This window comes from Armatimonadota bacterium (assembly GCA_020354555.1).
Taxonomy (GTDB): domain Bacteria; phylum Armatimonadota; class Hebobacteria.
Genome location: CP070648.1, coordinates 622,973 through 646,227 on the forward strand (window position 1 = coordinate 622,973; position 23,255 = coordinate 646,227).

The 23,255-nt window shown below is 65.5% G+C and carries 14 protein-coding genes; 9 read left to right on the plus strand and 5 right to left on the minus strand.

What is annotated here, in order from left to right:
* The 3 genes from JSV65_02580 to JSV65_02590 all read right to left on the minus strand — a co-directional run.
* On the minus strand, window positions 1–235 hold a 235-nt coding region (locus JSV65_02580), incomplete at its 3' end, for an amidohydrolase (protein UCH35257.1).
* Between the two features lie 99 nt (window positions 236–334).
* Complete coding sequence (locus JSV65_02585; protein UCH35258.1) at window positions 335–1,522, minus strand: exo-alpha-sialidase; 1,188 nt, start codon at window positions 1,520–1,522, stop codon at window positions 335–337.
* Window positions 1,523–1,540: 18 nt separating this feature from the next.
* Complete coding sequence (locus JSV65_02590; protein ID UCH35259.1) at window positions 1,541–2,410, minus strand: amidohydrolase family protein; 870 nt, start codon at window positions 2,408–2,410, stop codon at window positions 1,541–1,543.
* Window positions 2,411–2,614: 204 nt separating this feature from the next.
* On the opposite strand from JSV65_02590, the gene JSV65_02595 reads away from it, so the two are divergent.
* From JSV65_02595 to JSV65_02610, 4 genes are read left to right on the plus strand one after another with little or no spacing between them, the layout of a single operon-like run.
* Window positions 2,615–2,941: a hypothetical protein gene (locus tag JSV65_02595; GenBank protein ID UCH35260.1), complete on the plus strand. Its 327-nt coding sequence runs from the start codon at window positions 2,615–2,617 to the stop codon at window positions 2,939–2,941.
* Between the two features lie 14 nt (window positions 2,942–2,955).
* Window positions 2,956–5,424: a hypothetical protein gene (locus tag JSV65_02600; protein UCH35261.1), complete on the plus strand. Its 2,469-nt coding sequence runs from the start codon at window positions 2,956–2,958 to the stop codon at window positions 5,422–5,424.
* 44 nt (window positions 5,425–5,468) lie between these two features.
* On the plus strand, window positions 5,469–6,833 hold the full coding sequence (locus tag JSV65_02605; protein ID UCH36678.1) for an arylsulfatase: 1,365 nt from the start codon (window positions 5,469–5,471) through the stop codon (window positions 6,831–6,833).
* Window positions 6,834–6,883: 50 nt separating this feature from the next.
* Window positions 6,884–9,124 (plus strand): DUF5060 domain-containing protein, encoded by a 2,241-nt coding sequence (locus tag JSV65_02610; protein ID UCH35262.1) that lies wholly within the window; start codon window positions 6,884–6,886, stop codon window positions 9,122–9,124.
* A 33-nt stretch (window positions 9,125–9,157) separates the two neighbouring features.
* Here the strand turns inward: JSV65_02610 and JSV65_02615 are convergent, their stop codons facing one another.
* Complete coding sequence (locus JSV65_02615) at window positions 9,158–11,596, minus strand: alpha-N-arabinofuranosidase (GenBank protein UCH35263.1); 2,439 nt, start codon at window positions 11,594–11,596, stop codon at window positions 9,158–9,160.
* 470 nt (window positions 11,597–12,066) lie between these two features.
* A complete protein-coding gene (locus tag JSV65_02620; GenBank protein ID UCH35264.1) occupies window positions 12,067–13,020 on the minus strand; it encodes an epoxyqueuosine reductase in 954 nt (317 codons plus the stop codon).
* Between the two features lie 116 nt (window positions 13,021–13,136).
* Between JSV65_02620 and JSV65_02625 the strand changes: the two genes are divergently transcribed.
* The 5 genes from JSV65_02625 to JSV65_02645 form a co-directional block, all read left to right on the plus strand.
* Window positions 13,137–13,664: a hypothetical protein gene (locus JSV65_02625; GenBank protein ID UCH35265.1), complete on the plus strand. Its 528-nt coding sequence runs from the start codon at window positions 13,137–13,139 to the stop codon at window positions 13,662–13,664.
* 182 nt (window positions 13,665–13,846) lie between these two features.
* Entirely contained in the window at window positions 13,847–14,794 is a 948-nt protein-coding gene (locus JSV65_02630) for a creatininase family protein (GenBank protein UCH35266.1), read from the plus strand.
* Between the two features lie 68 nt (window positions 14,795–14,862).
* A complete protein-coding gene (locus JSV65_02635) occupies window positions 14,863–17,043 on the plus strand; it encodes a phosphodiester glycosidase family protein (protein ID UCH35267.1) in 2,181 nt (726 codons plus the stop codon).
* Between the two features lie 26 nt (window positions 17,044–17,069).
* The gene (locus JSV65_02640; GenBank protein UCH35268.1) at window positions 17,070–19,985 is read left to right on the plus strand and encodes a discoidin domain-containing protein; all 2,916 of its coding nucleotides are present in this window, start codon (window positions 17,070–17,072) and stop codon (window positions 19,983–19,985) included.
* Between the two features lie 66 nt (window positions 19,986–20,051).
* Window positions 20,052–23,255 (plus strand): NPCBM/NEW2 domain-containing protein (locus JSV65_02645; protein UCH35269.1); only part of this gene is annotated, 3,204 nt, incomplete at its 3' end.

The window sequence follows — 23,255 nt, forward strand, 5'->3', positions numbered from 1 at the left end:
GCGGGTCGAGGTTGCAGAACGGGATGATGCGGTCGGGATGCCGGCGATATACGTCGAGCACGTCGTCGGTGTCGAAGGGAAACATGAAGCATTCCGGTGTCATGCCGAGGGGCAGAATGACGGCCTGGGAGATGCCCAGTTCGTCCATGCGGCGGAGCAATTCGCCTTCCGTCATCTCCGGCTCTTCGCGCATGCCCCATTTCCCGAGATGCGTATGGATGTCAATCAGTGGCATTTTCTCTCCCATGCATCCTGTCAGACCGAGGCCGATTCAACGTTACGGCGTATTCTGTGGGCGAGGCGCAGGCCCTGCTCTTTGGGCAACAGCCCGAGGCTACCCAGGGATCGGAATCCGGTACTGGTATGCCGGCGAGTTGAGGTCGTGCTCGCCGCGCTCTTGAAACCGGGCCATGGTCAGCACGAACTCACCCGTCTCCCGGTCTTCGTACACGCGGAAGTTGGAGAACTGCACGAGCGGCGGGTCCTTCGTCCGTCGGTCCTCGATGACGCGCACCGTCTCAGATATCAGCGCCCGCTTGTCCTCATCTACTTCGGCGATCTGGAGCGGATAGCGCGGGCGGTTGCCGTCGGGATAATCCGGCACGATGTTGCCGATCCAGTACAGTCTTCCGTTCCGGCTATGGCGGACGAGCCGCGAGCCGGTGGCGGGCGAGAAGAACTCTCGGCCGTCGGCATAGGTCATGGGCGCGGGCGGCGACCACACGCAGCCGCCGTCCCGCGACATCGAGTACCACTTGTACCCCGGGACGTCCGGGAGACCCGCATTGCTCCCCCGGCAAATCATCAGCAGTGCGCCGTCGGACAACTCGGCGATAGCCGGCTCGCACAGGCCACGCGAGGAGACATCCGCGGGCAAGCAGACCATCTCGTTCAACTCCCATTCCAACGTGTCGCCGAGCCAACGCCCGATGACGCAGCCGGCCTGCCACTTGATGGCTCCGGGGTTGTTGAAGTCCGAGCCCAGAGGACAGCGCTGCACAGGGAGCAGCAAGCAGCCGTCACTGGTCTTGACCGGCGCGCAGAAGGAAATGGGCATGCTATTCCACCCGTACACGATCTCCGAGGCCCAGTGCTCGGGGTCGAAGCGCTTCTCCACGACCTGAGCGTCCGGGCCGAAAGTCCGCCCGCCGTCGCGCGAGATCCGAACAAAGACCCGTGTGAAACGCTCGACGTCGCCGGTGAAATGGCCCGCCGGGTAGAGCGCGTGGTTGTAGACGTGGATCAGGGCGTCCCTCTCTTCGTCGAGGAAGAGGGCGCTTTCGCCGCGGCGCACGATTCCGTCTTGCGTCTGCTCCGGCTCGAAGAGCGCGGTCGGCTGCGACCACGTGCGCCCGTTGTCATCGCTGGTGCGCTGGTAGAACGCGCCGAAGGCATCGTCGCCGGCTGTGAGTGCATAGACCTGGAACAGCCGCAGGCCGGCGCGCTGCGCGTAGCATGTGTTGACCTGCTCGATGCCCACGCCGTTCTGCAGTGGAATGAGCACTGTTCGCTCGATCGTCATCGCGCCTCCTCTGTCACCTTACTCAAGACCCAATAGCTGAGTGGCGTTTCCCCGCACGAGCTTTTCATAGCACGTCGGCGAGATGCGTCCTGCATCGCGCGCCTCGTTGAGCCACGGAACTATCGGGACCTCCTGGTTAACGTTGCAGATATCCGTGCCGAAGAGCAGCCTGTCCTGATGGTCCTCCAGGAAGCGGCAGCCGAACTCGGGATCACGGCTGATGGCGTTGAATCCGCTGCCGGCGGAGAGATCGCCGTACAGGTTGGAGTATTCCTTGAGAAGCCCCGGCACTCGCCCCGGACCGGCGACGGGGCCTTTCGGATACCCGCCGCGCGTTTCCTCTTCGACGTTCGACGCAACCTCGGCCCAGAACGCCATCGCGTGGCCGATGAAGACCGTCTCCGGGCATTCCTGCAGGACTCGTTCCAGGCGCGGCAAGCCGATATCATCCGCCAGCCCGTACAGCCCGTAGTCAACCCGCGGCACGAGGTGAAACAGAACCGGCATGTCTGCCGCGCCGCAGTGATGGAACATGTTGACGCAGCGCGGATCGTCAATCAGCATGTTGGCCGAGACCTCCCCCACCCCTCTGCAGCCGGTGGCCTTGTAATGCTCGAGCACCCAGGAGAAGTCCGTATCCGGTGAGTTCCGGCCGTTGCGGGGATCGAGCTTGCAGAACGGGACGAAGCGGTCGGCGTGGCGCGCACACGCCGCCAACACGTCTTCGTTGGTGAAGTGGAAGAAGGCGCACTCGGGGCTGACGCCTCGAGCGAGCACGACGGCCTTGTCGATGCCGAACTCGTCCAGACGACGTAGGAGTTCGCTCTCGTCCACCGGCGCATCGTCGCGCCGCGCCCCCCTGCCGAGGTGAGTGTGGATATCAATCATTGCGGCTCCTTTCGCTTGGCGCAGCCGCCCGGCGTATGCTGACATCGGATGCCAATTTCGATGGTCTCTCCACGGAGTTCCTGCCTGACAGGCGGGGCGCTTGGCCGCGACTCCACTTGGCGCAGCCCAGCAGGTCGGGTTTGGGTCGAAGTTGAAGATTGCCTCGGTCTCACGGCACAGCGGGGCGACCAAGGGGAGACGAGCATGCACGTCTTGTGGCTTGTGATCTTTGCGGTCATGCAGGCTGCGGCGCAGGTCATTTTCAAGTACGGAGCCGCTACGCCCGGGCGCTGGCTGCCCGGGTTCATCGGCGGTAACGTCTTCGGCGCGTCGAGCATCTGGTTTCTCATGCTGCTCTACAAGACGATGAACCCGAACGTCGCCCTCGGCCTGGCGACGGCCGGCGGGTTCCTCTGCGCCCAGGCGGCACTTGCCATCCTGTTCCGTTCTCACGTCTCGCTCGTGCAGTGGACCGGGATGCTCGCCATCGCATTCGGCATGGCCCTGGTGACGACCGCGAGGAACCACTAGACGAGGCCCAACTGATGCAGGCACGTCCGATGAAGGCCACGGGGATTCTGATTGCAGCCGCGATTTCGCTGGCTTTCGCCGGCGCGGGGGCTGCCGAGATCCACTCTTTCCACTGGGGCGTCAACGGTCACCCGAATGTGCAGGAGGGCTACCGTCAGGTAACCATGGAGGCCCAGCTTGACCTCGTCGGCGAACTAGGCGCGGGCTGGTATCGCTGTGATTGGGACCAGACGCGCCTGGAACGCGATCTCGCTTTCTACGACACGCTGGTGGCGGAGGCATCCCGCCGCGGCATCCGCATGCTGCCGGTCATCCAGCCAACGAGACGGTTCGACCGCGATGCGACGCCCGAGGAGATCCGCGCGTCGTCCTTCGAGTTCGCGCGTTGGCTCGTGTCGCATTTTCGCGGCCGGATCACACACTGGGAACTGGACAACGAACTCGACCTCGTGACCATGATCCGCAAGGGGGAGACGACGCGCACCGGTGTGCTCTGGCAGTGGGGCGACCCCAATGGCGACAAGCCCGAGCACTATGAGGAATCGCGATATGAGAAAGCACGGGCCGAACTGCTCGGGCTCCACGCGGGAGTGAAAACCGCGGACCCGAACGCCTTCACCATTGTTGACACCGGCGGCTGGCTGCACTACGGATTCATCGAGCGCCTGGTGCGGGAGGACCAGGTGCCATTCGACATCCTGGGATGGCACTGGTACTCGGAGATGGGCGATGTCACTGAAGTGCGGGGCGAGTTCAACCTGCTCGAACACCTCAAGGGCTACGGCAAACCGATCTGGTTCACGGAGGTCAATCGCCGGGCGGGCAGTCAGGGAGGCAGAGAGGCGGCACAGGCGCGGTACCTGAGCCAGGTCGCGCGGCAGCTCCGGTCATATCCGGGCGTCGCCGCGTTCTTCATATACGAACTCCTGGACGAGCCGTACTTCGGCGCGGACAACCCGGAGTCGCATTATGGATTGGTGAGGCTGACGCGCGATTCCAGCGGGAAGTGGGCCGCCGGCGCCCGGAAGGCAGCCTTCTCTGCCGTGCGCGAGGTCATCGCGGAGGAGCGGTCGCCGGGCACGGGGCGCTCGACGGCGGCGAGGTCAAGAGGGGCGCACGAGACGTTCGCGCAACTTCCCGAGCGCGTTCGCAACGTGATTGACGTGCGCCTGCGCCGGCGCAGTGACGAGATCGCGTCGTCGCCGTTCGCCACCTTGCTTTCCCCCGAAGTGCACGCGGCACAGGACGACGCCGCAGTCATGCGTCTTATCCGTGACCTCGGCGTCAAGTGGGTGGTGATGCATAACCTGCACGGGGCACTGCCGAACGCCGAAGATCCACGGCTGAACTCGTGGTTGGACATGTTCGCGGAGGCGCGCGTCCAGCCGTACTGCATCCTCGTGAGCCGCGACCTCGACCTGTGGCGCGCGGCGGTGCGGAACTATGGCGACCGCATAAGCCATTTCGGATTCCTCAATGAGTCGAATGCTCCGACGGACGACGATCACACGCGGCCTCACGTGCCGCCGGCAGCATACGCCGCAGGGCTGCGCGAGGTGCGCGCCGCCGTCAAGGGGGTTTGTTCGGACGTCACGGTGTACGCGCCGGAGTGCGCGATGCTTCAGTGCATGGAGGAGTGGCCGTATCCCTGGCTGCGCCTGACGATCGAGGCAGGCGCGCTGGATGCTGCAGACGGGATCTCCATTCATCCCTACCGGCAGGCGTACAGCCCGGTCAACATTCCCGAGAATCCGTCCACATTCGAGGGCAGAGCCACGCCCCGTTACAGTACGTACGAGGAGCAGATTCAGGCCCTGCGCTCGATGATCGGGGACAAGCCGCTCGCCGTGACCGAGGTCGGCTGGAGCACGGTTCCCCAAGGCCCGCTGGCGTCGTTGACGAAAGAGGGCATGAGCGAGTTGACTCAGGCCAAGTTCGCGCTGCGCCAGCAGATCATGGATTTCGCGCTTGGGATGGAGATCGCGGTGTACTTCATGCTGCGCGACCGAGATGTGGATCGCCCGTTTCCGGCGGACCACATCGAGAACCATTTCGGCATCGTGCGTTCGGATCATACTCCCAAGCCCGCGTACACCGCGCTGCAAACACTTTACTCGCAGCTGGATGATTCGTGCACGCGGAACCAGGACGTGCGGGTGACGTTCTCCGTCCCGGATGTCAAATGGTATGTCTTCGACGATGATTCGCGCGGCGTGCCGATGCGCAAGGTCTTCTACTGGCTGCCGCGGCCGGCGCGGGACGACTTTACAGTGCGGCACGCGACTGTCTGGGTTGGGGACGTGTTGGCGAGGGATGTCCCGGTCTCCGACGCCCCTTGCCTACTGCGCCTGCACCAGGTTGACGGGCGATGGGGGCACCCGGTCATCGTGGACCTCATCGAGCAGCGCATGAATGGTGACATTTCATGGACTGCTCGTCGCGGCCAGGCAGCCGACTCACTGACGACGAGGTGCGCGTCATGACACGTGGCGGAATCCGCCGGGAACGCATCACGCGCCGGCAGTTTATGCGCGACATCGGGCTCGGCGCCCTCGGCATGGTTGCTGCGGAGCGTGGGGCCGTGGGCGCACTGCAAAGGAGTAGAGTTGTGGCACGCAAACCGAATATCATCTTCATCCTCGCCGACGATCTGGGTTACGGCAACCTCGGGTGCTACGGCCAGAAGCTCGTCAAGACCCCGGAACTGGATCGGATGGCAGCCGAGGGCATCCGCTTCACCCAGCACTATGCGGGCAGCACGGTCTGCGCTCCCGCGCGCTGTGCCCTCATGACAGGGCTCCACACCGGGCACGCTCGCGTACGCGGCAATGCCCGCGTGCCGCTGCTGCCCGAAGACGTGACCGTCGCCGAAGTGCTCAAGAGCGCGGGTTACGCGACCGGCATCGTGGGCAAGTGGGGCCTCGGCGAGCCGGATACGACCGGTGTTCCAAACCGGCAGGGCTTCGACTACTGGTTCGGCTATCTCAACCAGGGCCATGCCCACAATTACTACCCCGACTACCTGTGGCGCAATGAGGAGCGCGTAGAGATACCCGGCAATGCCGACGGCAAGCAGGGCGTTTATTCTCACGACCTGTTCACCGACGAAGCCCTCGACTTCGTTACTCGCAGCAAGGACAATCCGTTCTTCTTGTACCTCGCATACACCATCCCACACGCGAATAACGAGTTGAGCCGCGAGACGGGCGACGGCATGGAGGTGCCCGACTACGGGCCATATGCCGGTGAGTCGTGGCCGCAAGTGGAGAAGGGATTCGCGGCGATGGTCACGCGCATGGACCGGGACGTCGGCAGACTCGTGTCCCTGCTGCAAGAGCACGGCATTGATGAGGACACGGTGATCCTCTTTACCAGCGACAACGGGCCGCACCGCGAAGGCGGGCATAACCCGGAGTTCTTCAATGACTCGGGCCCCTTGCGCGGGATGAAGCGCGATCTCTACGAAGGCGGGATCCGCGTGCCGATGATCGCGCGCTGGCCCGGGAAGATCAGGCCGGGCACAGTGAGCGACCAGGTCTGGGCGTTCTGGGATTTCCTGCCGACCGCTGCGGAGATTGCAGGCGCTGAGCCGCCGGCGGGGATTGACGGCATTTCGATGCTGCCCGCGCTGCTCGGCAAATCGCAGAAGAACGCCGAGCATCTGTACTGGGAGTTCTTCGAGGGCGGATTCCAGCAGGCAGTGCGGGTGGGCGACTGGAAGGCCGTGCGGCGCCCGCCCTATGCCGGAATCGAACTCTACGACCTTGCCAACGACCTTCGGGAAGAACACAACGTCGCGATGGAACATCCGGAGGTGGTGGCTCGCATCGCCGGCATCATGGAGCAGGCGCGCACGGATTCCCCGGACTTTCCGGTACCGGGGCGGCAGTAGACCCGCGCGGGCGTCGCGCTGGGGCAACCGGAAGAGCGGAGGTGGGTCACGTGACCGACTATCGAATCGTTTTGTTGTCCGCCGCGGGCATGCTGTGCCTCCTGGCCTGGGCCAGCGGGTGCGCCTCGGCCGCCGGGCCGGCATTCAGCGGTATCAGCGTCGAGCCCCAACGCGTCACGCGGTACGCGAAGGCGGAGATCACGTTCCACCTGTCCCGGACCTATGACAATCCCTTCGATCCCGAGCAGATTGACGTGACTGCGGAGATCCGCACGCCGTCGGGCACACGAATCGCCATCCCCGCGTTTCCCTATCAGGAGTACCGCAGCGTGCGCGAGGACGACAAGGAATCCGTCGAACCGGGGGGCGAGCTGGCGTGGAAGGTTCGCTTCGCGCCGACGGAGGCCGGGCGCCACAGCGTTCGTATCCGGGCAAAAGACGCCCAGGGGCCAACGACCTCCGAGGAGATCGCGTTCGAGGCCGTGGCGAGCGACAGCCCCGGGTTCATCCGCCGCAGCACACGCGCGCCGCGTCATTTCGAGTTCGACTCCGGCAAGCCGTATTTTGCGCTCGGCGAGAACGTCTGCTGGCCAGGCCAGAATGCGCCGCTGCGCGAATACGAGATGTGGTTCGGCCATCTCAGCGAAGCCCGCTGCAACTTCGCGCGGCTGTGGCTGGCTGGGCCATGGATCGCCACGGCGCCCATCTACTGCCCGGATCGCCCCAAGGAGGTCGGCCCTGGCCGCTACAGCCAGCGCAGTTCTTGGCGCCTGGACCGAGTCGTCGAGATCGCCGAGGAACGCGGCATCTACGTCATGCTGTGCCTCGATTCATTCAACTCGCTGCGCGTCAGCCAGCCCTATCCGGCCTTCGATGAATACCCGCTGAATGCCAAGTTCGGCGGGCCGCTTGAATCTCCCGACGGCTTCTTCACGGATCCCGAAGCCCGCAAGTTATTCCAGCGCCGCCTGCGCTATTACGTCGCCCGCTGGGGCTACTCGACCAACGTCTTCGCCTGGGAGTTCTGGAACGAGGTGGACATCATCGAGCACTACGACTCGGCGCAGGTTGCGGCATGGCATCGCGACATGGCGCGATACCTGCGCGCGCTCGACCCGTGGGATCACCTCATCACCACAAGCTTCGCGCGCAGCCCGGGCGATCCCGCGATTGACGGTTCGCCGGAAATGGACCTCGTGCAGACCCACTGCTACGGTCCGCGCGACATCGCCGGCGCGCTCACGGCCTGGTCGCGCGACAAGGCGGCGCAGTACGAAAAGCCGCATTTCGTCGGCGAGTTCGGGGCCGACGGCCTGGGAGCGCGCGACCAGGAGGACAAGCAAGGCGTCCATCTGCACAACGGCATCTGGGCCACGGCGCTATCAGGCGACGCGGGCACGGCGATGACGTGGTGGTGGGACCAGTACATCGAACCGCAGAACCAGTACCGTCACTTCGCGGCCCTGGCGCGATTCCTGGACGGCGTGGACTGGCTTGGCACCGCTTACGGCCCGGCGAGCATCGAGCGCGTGGCATTCCCCGACGGCGCGCCGTTCCGGGCCGCCGACTTCACGGTTGACCCGAAGGTCGCGTCGTGGGAGCAGCATCCGGCAAACGAGCCGCGCGAGTACCGCGTCGGCCGCGATGGGGTGATCACCGATGCCGATGTCCTCAGCCGCCTGCTCCACGGCCTGGTCAATCACAGGGACAAGCACAACCCGCCCACGTTCATCGTGGATTATCCCGCCGACGGCGCGTTCGAGGTAATCGTGAGCGGAGTGTCCGGCTGGGGCGGCGCCAACCTGCGCGTCCGCCTCGACGACGAGACGAAGCTCGCGGCGGAGTTCCCCGACGATGCCCCTGACGACCACGAGACGATGCAGCAGTACGACGGCGCGTACCGAGTCGAGGTGCCGGCCGGGCCGCACCGCATCATGGTCGAGAACGAGGGCACCGACTGGTTGTATGTGTCCTACCGCTTTGTCGGCTACCTCACGGCGCCCGACGTGCGCGTCGTCGGCCTGGCCAACTCGGACTCAGCACTGCTGTGGATCCAGAACAAGGCCAACACGTGGTGGAACGCGCTGGAGGGCTTCGAGATCGCCCCTCTCGCGCCCGTATGCATCACCATTGCAGACCTGACGGACGGCGAGTACACCGTCGAATGGTGGGACACGTATTCCGGCGCGCCTGTGTCGACAGACGAGGTGAACGCGGAGGGCGGGAAGCTGACCATCATGACTTCTGAGATTCCGCGCGACGCCGCGTGCAAGGTCGCGCGCCGCAAGTGACGCTGCGGCCCGCCGGCGGGATGCGCGGCTTAGTCATCGCGCCGCTTGCGTCACGCCAATCCTAAGGATTGTGAGAGAGTTCGGAGGGAACGCATAGCGGAAGGCGCGTCCCAGGCCGGTGACCCGCCGCGTGACCGGCGACACCTTCGTGGGCTGACTGAGCGAGTTCTCGTCGTCCGGGGAATTCGCGGTCAGGGTCACGGCCATGCCCTCGGAGTCTACCGCGCTCACACCTTCCAGCGTCACCTCCGTATCGTGCGCGGCGTTTGAGGTATTGACGACCTTGACGATCACCTCGCCGGTCGCGCTGACCCGGCTGGCGACGGCCGTCATGGGCGCCGGGCCCACATCCTCAACGTCGTGAATCAGGTCGCCGTCGAGGTAGCAGCGGATACGAAAACCTTGCAGCTCGATCCTGATGTCGTACCACCGCCCGGTTTCGATCCGTCCGGGTACGGAATCGCCCAGGATCGTCTTGCCGCCGCCGACGCACTTCTCGATGGCGTGGCGCGCATTGCCCCAGCCGCCCAGGTTCCACCATAGCCAGTTGCCGTCATCGCGCACGCGGAACATGATGAGGAACCCCTCCGCGCCCCCAAGCTTGCGCGCCTTAAGGCTGTACGCGTAGTCGCCCCAATTCGCATCGCCGGCGACCACTCGCAAGTCTTCGCCTGCGGCGGCCTGCCTGTAGGCACCCTCCTGCGCGCTCCACTCCCCACGCACGACGCGCCACCCCGGTGCGCCGCTGCCAAAACCCGCTGCGAAGAGCGTCTCGTCTCCATGCGTGACCCTGATATCCGTGAACTCCGCCTGCGTGTTCCAGGTCGCGAGTCCAATGGCGCCGCCGGAGGTCGGCAACGGCCCGGTCTCGACGACGAGTTCCGTCGGCAACACGACGTCGCCGCGGTGCTCGCCGAACAGCTTCTGGACGTAGTACGAAGGCGTGCCATACGCGGACGAGCTGTCGAAGCAGATGGCGTCGGGGTTCCAGCGCCGGTCATTGACGTTGACGAATAGAGGAGCATACGCGGCCATCACGACGAGGTCCGAGTTGCGCTCCAGCCCGGTCATGAACGCCGCCTCCGCGAGCGCGGCCCGCAGGTTTCCCTGGCCGCACTGCTGCGTACAGGCATATTCACCGACGAAGATCTTCGGCCCGCCCCGATCTCGTTTGTCGTAGCGCGTCGCGTTGGTGATGAACCACTCCGGGCTCGAGTAGTAGTGCTCGTCAACGATATCCGCGTCCCGGCTGGTGACCGGAACGTCGGCGATGAGCTGGATGTCGGGATAGCGCTCTTTGATGGCGTCGTGGAAGCGCGCATACCGTTCCTCGTAGGCCGGCCCGCCGTTCTCGTTGCCGATTTCAACGTACTTGAGGTCGAAGGGATCCGGATGCCCGTGCTTCGCACGCAGCGCGCCCCATGTGCTGGTCGTCGGGCCGTTCGCATACTCGATGGCGTCAAGCGCGTCCTGCACCCACGGTGCCAACTCGGCGAGCGGGACGTTGCCGCCGTGCGCCATGCCGCAATTGATGACGAACATCGGCTCGGCGCCGAGATCCTCGCACATCTCAAGATGCTCGTGATATCCCAGCCCGTCGGTCGAGCGATAGCCCCACAGGTTCCAGTGGCCGGGCCGCGCGGCGATATCGCCGATCGTGTTTTTCCACCGAAAAGCATTCTCAAGCACATCGCCTTCCACGAAGCAGCCGCCCGGGAAGCGGACGAAGGATGGCTTCATGTCGGCGAGCGTTCCGGCGAGGTCCGCGCGCAGGCCGTTGGGACGTGTGTGCCAGGTGCTTTTCGGAAAGAGAGAGACCGTGTCGAGCCAGACGGTGCCGGGCGCGGATGCGGCGATCACCAGTCGAGCCGAGGGATCTGTTCGATTCGCGCTGAGGACACAGGTGAAGCGCTGCCACTGCTCGCCGAGCCCTTCGAGCCTGGCCTGTCCGTACACCAACCCGGCGGCGTGCTCGAGGCTGACCATCAGGGGGCCGTTGAAATCCTCGCTGCAGCTCGCGTGAAGGGACAGAACGTACTGCTCGCCCTCCTTCACGGCGATTCCCCAGTAGCCCGCGTTGGCGACGCCGACGCGCCCGCCGTCAGCGCGGGTGATCTCAAGACGCAGAGAGCGTCGATGCGCGTCGTTCAAGGGGTGGGCGTCATCCAACGCCGCGCTGCCCGTGGCCGCTCCGCTCGTCACCAAGGACCAACTGTCCGGCGCATCCGCATCCTCGAATGAGCGGTTGCGCACGAGTTCGGCATAGATGCCGCCGTCGCCGGCGTGGTTGATCTCCTCGAAGAAGATGCCCCACAACATCGGGCTGATTCCTGCGCCCGGCTGTCGCAGGTTCACGGTCAGAGTCGCCCCGTCGGCGCGCGCGCGGGCGGCGGTTGACGCGATCAGGAGCAGTGCCGTGGCCGCTGCCAGCGCGACAACGCTCGTCAGTCTGGGGGTGCATGCGCACGCCACGGTGGTCGCCCTCCTTGCCGAAGCGGTTACGAGCGACGGCGCTCGACGTGGCGATTCGCGGCATGCAGGGGATTGTCCTTGCGCCGGCGCGCGGGGCATCAAAGTGCTTGTGCTCGCGCCCCGGACGGAAGGCTGCCCGAGGGGACGAGGTTGATCGATGGGAAGCGAGGGAGAGGGGCAGGGATTACCCCTGCCCCTCCGTCGAATCGCCGCGCAGAAGCCGAGAATGGACTTCACGCGCACTGTGAAGGAGCCTTGGAAGTTCTGACCACCGCTGCACGTCATGGTGCAGGTCACGTCGTGGTACTTGCTGCTGAACCAATTCCAGTTCCTGGGTGCCTTCCAGGTGGCGTCCGGGCTGGTCGGGGTGGTCCATGTGCTGTTGTTGCAGCACGCGGTCCGGGAGAGCGTCGGGCGACCCCTCCGCGCCAGGCCAGATGCCGGGGTCTCCGACCGTTTCTCAGGCCGCGCTACTCTGACAGCTGCCACTGAGCGCGCTTGCGAAAGGGGGTGTGGAAGCGCGCCTTGATGCGCCCCTCTTCTTCGAGGTGGATCATGCACGCGCGGATGCAGCCTCGCGCCCCGCCGCTGGCCCCCTGGTGGTGAAATATGCCGACCGCCGCGCGGTTGTACGGTATCTCATTCAGCCATTTCCAGACGTCCTTCGAAGTCTCGTCGAGCGGGGGCAGATCGGCCGGCGCGAAGGGCGAGAATTCCTTGACCCCGCCCGCATAGGCGAAGGTGCAGCGATCAACGTCGAGCCTTCCCCACTCCAACTCCTTGCCGCCGACGTTGACCTTCACCGTCTCCGAGGAGTGAATGCAGCCGCCCGGGCATTCGGACACGCAAATCTTGCAGCGGTCGCAGATCGGATCCTCCAGCAGCGGATCGGGCTCGAGCGGCGCGTCGGTGATGAGCAGCGCCAGGCGCTGTCGCGGCCCGAACTCCGGGGACAGAAAGACCTTGCTGTAGCCGATCTCGCCCAGACCCGCGGCGACAGCGGCGAGCCGGAAGTGCACGGTCACGTCCGGCGGCGGCAGACCCGGACGCACGCCGGGCCGATCCACGGGCGTCCCATGGTGGATGTTGACGCCGCCCATGATGGTCATGTTCGGCACCGGCACCGCTTCGTAGCCTTCGTCTTCGAGATACAGCGACACCTCGCGCAGAACGTTGGGGGCATACACGAGGTTGATGTGGGCGTAGCCCATCGAGGGGTAGGCGGCGAAGTAGGTGCCTTCCTCAATGCCCCGGAAGCATCCGCGCGGGATGCGGAAGCCGAGGACGACGACCGACTTCGCGTCGGGGAAGACGTAGCGGGGGTCCATAGCCGCGGGCGCGCCCTCGAAACGCTCCACGGGCGCGACGCCCACCAGGTCCGCCCCGCACTTGCGGGCGAACTCCTTCAGAGGTCGGGAATCCATGACGGCGAAACTCCTATCCTTAGCTGCACGCGGCGGGATCGTGACGTCGGTCCCGCCTAGCACAGATTTCGCCGCGGTTCTGTCCTTGCCTGCCGCCGCGATCACAGGAGGGTGCAATGATACGTCAAGTCGTGAGCGCCGCAGTGCTCGCATGCGTCACGATGACGGCGCCTGCGTGGTGTGAGCAGATGACGTCAGCGCGTGGCGGGATGAACAACAAATCCTTCGCAATGCTCGGGCGCTTCGAGCCCACGGCAAGCGGGTTTCGCGGGCATACCGCCCTGGCTATCACCTATTCGTGGGCCGCCGCCGACCGCTATGCGACGGTCGAGTACACGCAGTCTTCCACAGACGTGGTGGTGGCGGCGCAGCCTGCGAGCGTGACCAGCGAGGCATTCACGGTAATCGCGGGTGCGCGCAAGTGGCAGGGCGGATGGTACTATGGCGGTGGGGCCGGTCTCTCGCACCTCGAAACCGATACCCTTACGCCTGCGGGTATACTATCAGATAAGGAGACGAACCTGGCCTGGGAGGTGCTGATCGGCGCGCCGTTCGGCGGCCGTGGGTTGGCCGAGCTGAAGTACGTTGATGCGGGCGACGACGGCGCGCGCGGGTTCGCGGCCTTCGTCGGCGTCAGGTACTGAGCCGTCTGACCGAGACCCGCGGAGTGCGTGGATTGGGCTGATCGCCACAGGAACGCGAGGCGGCATCGCGCCAGTTGTATCCGACTTTCACAGTGTCAGGGGTCGATGACGTCCGTGAGGTCCGCGGTGTCTCTGCCGCTCGGCATCGTCCCGGTTACGCGAGACTGACAGGAGTATGTGAGTTGTCACACGAGAAACGGATTCTTGAGCTGAAGGAGCTGTCGTGGCCGCAGATTGACGCGCTCGACCGCGATCGCACCGCCTATTTTATCGTCGTGGCGCCGCTCGAGGAACATGGCCGCCACCTCCCCGTCGGGACCGACCTGTTCGAAGTCGAGTCGTGGCAGCGGACGGCGGCCGAAATGCTCGCGGATGAATTCCCGGATTTCTCGTTCGTTCTGTGCCCGTCATTCCCGGTGGGCACCTCGTGCGTCCCGGGCTTTCCGGGCAACTTCGAGGTGAGCCAACGGACTCTACGCGCGATCATCGAGGAGGTCGTCGGCGACATCGCGTCGTGGGGATTCAGGCATATCGTCGTTCTTGCCGGGCACATGGCCCCGCGGCACCTCATCGTCGCCGAGGAGGCCTGCGAGCGAGTGAACAGGCGCTTCGGAGAGGTGGCGATATCTCCGGTGGGGGCGTTTGTCAGGGACATGCTGCGCCGCCGCAGCAAGGGAGGATTTGGCGAGCACATCCAGCGCACGACGGAGGACATTGAGGATGACGTTCACGCAGGCTGGATGGAGACCTCGATGATGCTCGACTTGCGCCCGGATCTGGTGGATCCCTCGTACCGCGACCTGCCGGCAACTCACCTGACGACACCCGACATGCTGTCGCCGGAGCGGATCAGGCGCAAGGTGGAGGGCCTGGGGCATATTGGCACGCCGGCGATTGCATCAGCCGAGCTCGGGCGCGACGCAAACAAGACTTCGATCGAGTGGCTCGTCCAGGTGCTTGGTCGCTTCCTGCGAAGGGAAGGCCACGAACGGTATCGCCATGGGATGTTCTGGCGCGTCCTGCCGTTGCGGACTGATTTCCCCCGCTGGGCGGCGGGCGCGGGGACGGCGCTCACCGTTGGGGCGCTGGCGCTGCGCACCCTCCTGCGCCGCTGGGCGCGGGACGGGTAATGTTGCGCCGCACGCTGCAGCAGGCCGCAAAGCGGACCCAGGCCGGAATCCAATGCGGCAAAGCCCATATGCCTGAATGCAAGCGCAACCACACCACAGCCTCGACCTGCCACGGCCTGTGGCTCACCGCGGCACTCACCATGCTCGCCGCGTTGGGGCCGGGCCTGCCCGCGGCGGAGACGCCGGCCCGGATGATCGCGCCCGGCACGTCGTACCGGGCGATTCACCGCCAGCAAGGACCGGTAGGTATCCACGTCATCGAACTCGATCCGAGTGAGGAGTACATATCGCTCGCCTGCGCGATCGCCGGGACGGTGCCCGGGAGGCTGAAGGTCAGCGAGTTGGCCGTCCTCGCATCGAGTGCCAGTCGCTACGCCGTGGCTGCGGTGAACGGCGACTACTTCGTGATGGGCGGCCGGACGGACGGCGCGCTGTTTGGCCTTAACGTCCGCGATGGACACTTAGTGTCAGCAGGCGGGGGGCGATCGGCACTCGTCTTGCTTGACGACGGGCGGGCGCGAGTAGCATCCCTGCGACTCGATGCCTGGATGCAGACATCCACGGGCGCGCGTGTGCCCATATCGGCGATGAACCAGCCGCGCGGGCGAAACGACGTCGTCCTCTACACCCCCCTCTTCGGGACGAGTACGAAGACCTCCGCCAGCGGGCGCGAGATCGTGCTGCGCGGAGTGGAAGAGCCGCTTGAGCTCGGCAAGGTGTATGAGACCACCGTGACGGCGTCAACGTATGCTACGGGCGATCTCGCGTTGTGGCCGGAGCACGTCGCGCTTTCGGCGTCCGGCTCGACCGCGGGTCGCCTCGAGCAGATCAGAGTCGGGGACAAGGTCAAGTTGTGCGTCAATCTGGCTCCGGATCTTGAGGGCAAAGTGGTGGAAGCCGTGGGCGGCGGGCCGGTGCTGGTGCGGGACGGACGCATATCGATCGAACGGGAGCAGGAGAATTTCACGGCGAGCCATTCGGACCGGAGGCACCCGCGGACAGCTGCGGGGATCCGTCCCGATGGCAAGGTGGTGCTCGTCGCGGTGGACGGTCGCCAGGCGCGCAGCGTCGGAATGACGTTGTGGGAACTGGCGCAGCTCATGCTCGACCTGGGCTGTCGCGACGCGGTCAACCTCGACGGCGGCGGCTCGACGACGATGTGGGTGCGCGGCGAAGTCGTCAACTCTCCGTCCGGCGGAAGGCAGCGACCGGTCGGCAACGCCCTGCTCGTCATGAGTGCGGCGCCGCACGGGCCGCCAACCCGAATGCGCATCACGCCCGAGTCGGTCAGCGCGCTTCCGGGGTACCGCGTCACGGTTCACACGGAGGCGCAGGACGATTACTACAACCCGGTTGACATGCCTGCCATGGGGATGGGCTGGGCGTACGAGGGGCCGATCGGCACGGTTTCACCGAGAGGCGAATTCACCGCGGCTGAGGTCGCCGAGACGGCAACGGGAGCGATAAAGATCTTCTGCGGCGGGGTGACCGCGCGGATTCCGGTGACCGTTCACGCCCGGCCGGCGGCACTGAGAATCGCGCCGGAGGCCGCGACAGCGGCGCCCGGACAGCAGATTCGGTTCACAGTTGCACCGTTTGATGAGAGCGGCGCGCCCATTTCCTTTGATCCGAGCCAGGTGCGATGGCAAGCGGACACCGCGGCCGGTATGATGAGCGGTGACGGCGTGCTGACGGCCGGAACGGGCCCGGCGGGCACGGTCAACGCGACGCTGGCGGGCGTGACTGCGTCGGCGCGAGTTGTCTTTGCTACCGAGACGGTGCCGGTCGAGGGGTTCGAGGATGACGGCGCGTGCACGGCGTTCTCCTGGCCACGTGAAGTGCCGGTGTCGTGCGAGCGGGTAACCGAGCCGGTGCGCGAGGGAACCTACGCCGCACGTCTGACATACGACTTCACGACGACCGACGAGAGCCGCGCCGCGTACTTCGAGATCAAGCGCGACGTCGGGGACGCGCTGTTGCTGCACGCCTGGGTATACGGCGACGGTTTGGGCCACTGGCTGCGCGGCAAGGTAACCGACGCCAACGATCACAGTTTCAACCTCGACTTCGCCCCGCGGATTGACTGGATTGGGTGGCGCGAGGTGACCGCCCCCGTCCCTGCCGATGCGGAGCCGCCGATCCAATGGGACGCGATCTACGTCAGCGAGTTCCATCCGGAGCGTCAGGACACTGGGGCAGTCGTGTTCGATGCGCTTCGTGCGGAGCGGGCCGCTGCTCCGACACAGTAAGTCAGTCGGCCGCAAGGAGGTCGAGCATGTCGTGGCAGGCCGCTGCAATGGTGGCTGTGATAGCCCTCGCAATGTGCGCGACCCGGGGCGATTGTGAGGCCGGCGCGGTTGCCGTGGGCACCGGCCAGAACGTATGCACGAATGGCGGATTCGAGTCGCTCGAACAGGCGGCGGGGCCGTTGCCGAAGGCGTGGTCGGAGTATCTTCAGGGGCCGACGGCGCGAGTCGAGGTCTCGGATGACGCCTGCGAAGGCCGGCGCTCCCTGCGCCTGATAGCGCAGGCAGGGGATGTCGTCGGCGCGAACAGCGCGGTGATGGCGCTCGGGCGCGGCGTAGTGCGATTCGGCTACAAAGTGCTCGCCTCAGACGCCGATGCGGGCAATCTCGCGCTTTACGTGATCGGCCTATCCGGGCCGGCCGGCGGCGAGGTCGTGCGCCACGGCTACTCGCCGCCGAGAGAACATGCGCGCGACGGGCAATGGCACGAGGCGTCATTTGAGTTTGACTTCTCGGACCGGCGCATCAAGCACTGCCTCATTGCCCCACGCATTAACGAAACCACCACGCGGACCGGCGACGGCGATTGGCTCATTGACGCCGTGGAGGTCTACCCTATCCGCACGGGTGCGCGGATCACGCTCGCCAACGTGTGGTCGGACAAGCCGCTCGCGCGCACCGGCGATCGCATCCGTTTCAGCGCCTGGGTCGAGAACACGGGAGATGAGGAGGCCTCGCAGGTTTCCCTGCAACTCGAGGCGCCCGAGGGCATCACGTGCGCCGCGCCTGCGCAGATTGTGCGAGCCCTGCCGGCAGTTTCCTACGAGCGTGTGGATTGGGAGCTTGTCGCGAGCAAGGCGACCGCAGCCGAGATCCGACTGACTGCCGCCCTGGAGGGCGATGCGGCGGAGACTCGTCAGGCTTCGTATAAGGTGCTGGTGGTTGATCGCGAGGCGAATCTCAACCGGCAGGAACTGGTAACCGATGAGGTGGGCTACTGGCGGCTCCTGCCGAGGCCCACGACGTTGCAGGAGCGCAACCGTGCGCCGCTGGCGCCGATCCGCCACAAGCGGTCATCCGAGATCAAGCGCAGCCCCTACGGCATCTGCGCGCACCTGCCGCGCTCGCGCGACTATGAGGCGCCCTTCGATCCCGTCCACCTGATTGACGACGACCCCGAGACGTGCTGGTCGAGCCAGCAGCGCGCATCGCCATACCCTGGGCGACCGCCTTGGGTCGAGATTGACCTCGGCCGCGTCGTCACGGTGACACAGATCAACCTGATCCCGTACTGGCGCAACACCGATTTCCCCATCGGCTTCAGCGTGCGCACGAGTTCAGCCCGAAGGCGGTGGAGCGCCGTCTTGCGGGTGAAGGACCACATGCTCGCCGATTCGGGTGAGCGACGCGGCGATAAGATGGCGCAGGCTTTCCCGCTTGGGCGACGGGCGAAGGCGCGCTACGTACGGGTCGAATTCGAGCGCCTGCCGCTCTCCGGCGGGAACTACGCAGAGGTGTCGCAGGGGTATAAGGCCCGGCTATCGGGGATCGAAGTGGTTGACGACGAGGGGGGCAACGTCGCGCTCGCAGCTCGCGGCGCAACGGTGACGGTGAGCGATGCCTTCACCGGGTGGCACAACACGGCCAGGACCGTCAACGAGTCCTTCTCCCGGATCTTCGATCTCGGCGTCAAATGGGTGCGCGTCGGCCAGTGGGGCGATCAGACCGAGTGGGCAGCGGTCGAGCGAGAGCAGGGCGAGTTTCGCATGGATGCCGCGACCGACGCGGCCATCCAGAAGCTGGCGGACAACGGCGTGGATATCCTCTGGGGGCTTCAGTACGGCAATGCTCTCCACGATCGCCCCGAAAACCCCGTCATAGACATCGGCCCGATCTACACGGAAGGTCATCCCTTCTACTTGAACTGGGGCCCGAGAACCGCGGCCGGTCGCCGCGCGTTCGTGCGTTACGTGGATTTCGTCGTGCGCAAGTACAAGGACCGCATCAAGTTCTGGGAGCTGTGGAACGAGGAGAACGGCTGGTATCCATTCCACGAGCCGGAGCTGTACGGCAAGCTGCTGCTGGCGGTGTCCCGGCGCATCAAGTCAATAGACCCCGATCTCACCGTCGTTTTCGGAGGCACCGCCGCGCCTGCGCCGTCAACCACGGAGATCGCCCTGCGCGAGGGCGCCGCACCGTACGTTGACGCCTACGCATTTCACCCCTATGGCATCGACAAGCCCGAGGGCGGCATGGGCACAATGGAGTTCTACCAAGGCCAGAACCTGAGCCAGTCGCGCGAGCAGACGGGATGGAACCGACTCGAGGACATCGTGGCCGGCGTCAAGCAGCCATTCGCACAGCACGGCAGACCCGACGTCGGCGTGTGGCTTAACGAGTGGGGCACGAATGTCGCAGGCCTCGGCTATTCGTACAAGCCGGGGATCGGCGAGTACGGCTGCGCGAAGTACCTCATCCGGTTCTACGTCTACAGCGGCTGGGTCGGCCTGCGCACCGCGTGGTGGGCGCTCTACAACGAGAACATGAGCCAGGATTGGGGTGTCATTGACCCGCACGATTACAGCTTCCGTCCGCCGTCGTATGCCTTGCGCAATGTGTGCAGCGTGGTCAGCGATGTCGAGCCGATTCGCGAGTTGGCGTACCGATGCGATGGCGCGGCCCCGGACCTCAAGGTCATCAGCTATCACAGGGATAACAGCAACGAGATGCTGGTGCTGGTGTGGGCCGCGGAGATGTTCAACGAAGAGGTCAAAGCATACCCAAGTAGGCTGTCCTTCGCTCTGAAGTCGCGCCCGACGCGCGTGACGCTTACCGACCTCTACTGGGGTGTCTCGCAGCCTGCGGTGTGGTCCTACAATGACGGAACGTTGACGGTGGACGGCTTAGTCGTGCGCGACTATCCCATCGTGATTTCCTGCCGATGAGCCTGACGCCGGCGCCAGCCGGACGGCGAGGCCGCCAGCCGCGGCTTGGCGATTGAGGAGAACCCGATGCCGTTGCGCATCGCTCTGGCGCTAGGGGTGATACTGATGCTCGCCAACGCTTCGAACGCCGCCGGGGAGCCGCCGGTCACCGAGTACCTCTCCGACACGCTGCCGCGCCTGTCGCTCGTGCAGCAGGGATGGGGAGTGCTCGGCATTGACACTGCGGCGCACGCGCCCGATCGCGAGCCGCGCCCGCTTCAGATCCAAGACCGGCACTTCACCAAAGGCCTTGGCAGCCACGCGCCCGGGCAGATCGTCGTCGAACTGGATGGCGAGTACGAGTCGTTCGAGGCCGAGATCGGCGTCCAATGGCAGGATGGAGACGTCGGCAGCGTGGTGTTCCAGGTCTATGTGGACGGCGAGAAGCGATTCGACAGCGGGATCATGCGCGAGCGCGACGCGGCTCGATCCATCTGCGTGGCGGTGGGAGGCGCGCAGGAGTTAGCGCTGGTCGTGACCGACGCAGGCGACGGCATCACGTGTGATGTCGCCAATTGGGGAAACGCCTGCGTGATTCCTGCCGCAGAAGCCGAGCGCCGCTCGGCGCCCGAGCCCGTGGACATCGCGCCGTTCGGCCGCATCATGACGTGGGATCCGAAGCGTACCGACGGCTGCCGCTCCAGCCGCGTCGAGGAGTTCCGCGCCGAGGATGTATTCCTCGGCACCGAGGTGGCGCCGTCCAGCGACGGAGCGTACGTCGTGCCCACTGACAAGTCGGGCATCGCCTGCGTCGGTCTGGAGTGGTGGGAACGGCGCAGTCTGCGCGAGATCGGGCTGCAGTTTATTGAAGCAGCCGCCGTGCCGTCGGCATCCGGCGTTCGGGTCGAGCGCTGGGTCGGCGAGTCCGCCTGGCAGGGGCGGTGGGAGACGATCAATGGCCGCATCGAAGTGGATGATGACTGCTGGCGACTGCGTCCCGGTTGGCGCGACAACCCGCAGGTGCGCCTGGGCACGCTGAAGATCCGCTGGATCTTCCCTGCGACGGATAATCCGATCGTCCTGCGGGGCTTATGGGCGTTCACCGGGACAGCGTGGGACACTGCCAAGCTGCTGGTGCAACTCGAGCGTCCCTTGCCGGAACAGAGCGGCGAGGCCGAGATATACAACGGGGCGATCCTCGCACCCGCGAGCAGCGGTTCGCCGATCGTGCGCGCCTGGGACCTCGCACGGCCGCTGGAACTCACGGTGCGATACGCCAGGCCGAGTTTCCGCAGGTCGGACCGGACGGTCATCCGGCTCCGCCTGCCCACCGGCGCGTTTGCCGTCGCAGTGGACGACGTCCTGAGCAACCCGGTTTACGTGCGAGACTTCGGCGTTGTGGTGACGCGGGCGGGCAGCGAACTGACACCTGCGGAGTTGCGCCGCGGCATCGCCGGACGGCAGACCGTTCTCGAGCGCGTGCGGCGCATGCCGGATCAGGATTTCCCGCAGGCGATGGCAGCGGTACACAACCCCGCGCAGGACAACGGGCCGATGATGCTGTCGCTGGCCTGCGCCAACGAGAAGTTCGTCGTGGACCGCAACGGCGCAATTCGCTACGATGCACTCGAAGTCGTGCCCCAGTTCGGAGCGCCCGGGAGCCAGGAGTTCACTCGCCACCTCGACGGCGGATGGCTGCCCGTCCCGGTGAACGCTACCGAGCGGAACGGCATCGCGTATTCACAGCGGACGTATGTCGCCCCGTATGTCCGCGATAGCCGAACGGGCGGCGACGCCCCCGATGCATCGCATTCCATATGTGTTGCCGAGGTGAGTATCGAGAACCGACACTCCGAACCCAAGGATGCCAGACTAGGCTTCACCTTCGTGACCCATGGAGAGGACGCGCAGTCCGTGCGCCTGGAGACGATCGGGCGGCGCGTCGTCGCCACTGCGGGAGGTCGTGTGTTCGCGGTTGTCGACCTGAGGCGAGCAGAGCCTCTGCGACCTGTCGCAGAGGGCAATGCGCTGTCGTTATCCGGCGCGCTGTCGGCCGGCGCCCGCGTGCACTGCGTGCTGTACGTGCCATCCTGGGAGGTCACGCCTGAGCAGAGCGATCAGTTGAACTCCGCAGGCGACTTTCACGCCGCGTGCGTCGCTTACTGGAACCGCATCATGTCCCCGGCGATGCGGGTCACGATACCGGATCGGCTGCTCGGCAATGTCATTCGCGCGTCGCAGGTGTACTGCCTGATGGCGGCGCGCAATGAGGACGACGGCAAACGCATCGCGCCCTGGATCTCCTCGCCGGTGTACGGGCCATTGGAGAGTGAGGCCAACTCCGTCATCCTCGGCATGGACGTCATGGGGCATCATGACTTCGCGCGGCGCTCGCTGGACTATTTCATCGCACGCTACAGCCCGCTGGGCTTTCTCACCACCGGCTACACGCTGGTCGGTACCGGCTGGCACCTGTGGACGCTCGGCGAGCATCACGCGCTGACGCGGGATTCCGAGTGGCTGCGCAACGTCGCGCCGGAGGTGGCCCGCGTATGCCGTTGGGTTTCAGCGCAGCGCGACAAGACGAAGCGGCTCGATCCCGACGGCGACAAGATGCCGGAGTACGGCCTGGTGCCACCCGGCGTGGTCGCGGATTGGAATGTCTTTGCCTATCGGTTCTTCATGGAAGCCCACTACTGCGCCGGGCTGCGTGAGGCGGCGCGGGCGCTTGCGGACGTCGGCCAGCCAGGCGCACAGGCCTGGGTGGACGAGGCGGCTGCGTTTCGCGAGGATATTCTGAGGGCGTACCGCTACACGCAGGCGCGGTCACCGGTCGTTCCTTTGCGCGACGGCACGTGGGTGCCCGCGACTCCAGGCATGCTGTACTGCTTCGGGCCGATTGCCGACTTCTACCCCGGTGAAGACTGGGGGCGCAGTTGGGCCGGTGACGTCGAGACGGGATCGCAGCACCTCGTGGCGCTGGGAGCGCTCGAACCGGACGCGCCAGAGGTCGAGTGGATGATCGATTACTTCGAGGACTTCTGGTTTCTGCATGCCGGCATGGGTGATTATCCGGCCGAGGAGAGCGAGAAGGATTGGTTCAACCTGGGCGGGTTCTCGAAAATGCAGCCCTACTATACGCGAATCACTGACGTATATGCGCTGCGCGACGACGTCAAGCCGTTCATCCGCTCGTACTTCAACGCCGTCCCGTCGCTCCTCAACACCGAGAACTTGTCGTTCTGGGAGCACTTTCACAATTTGGGCGCGTGGAACAAGACCCACGAGACC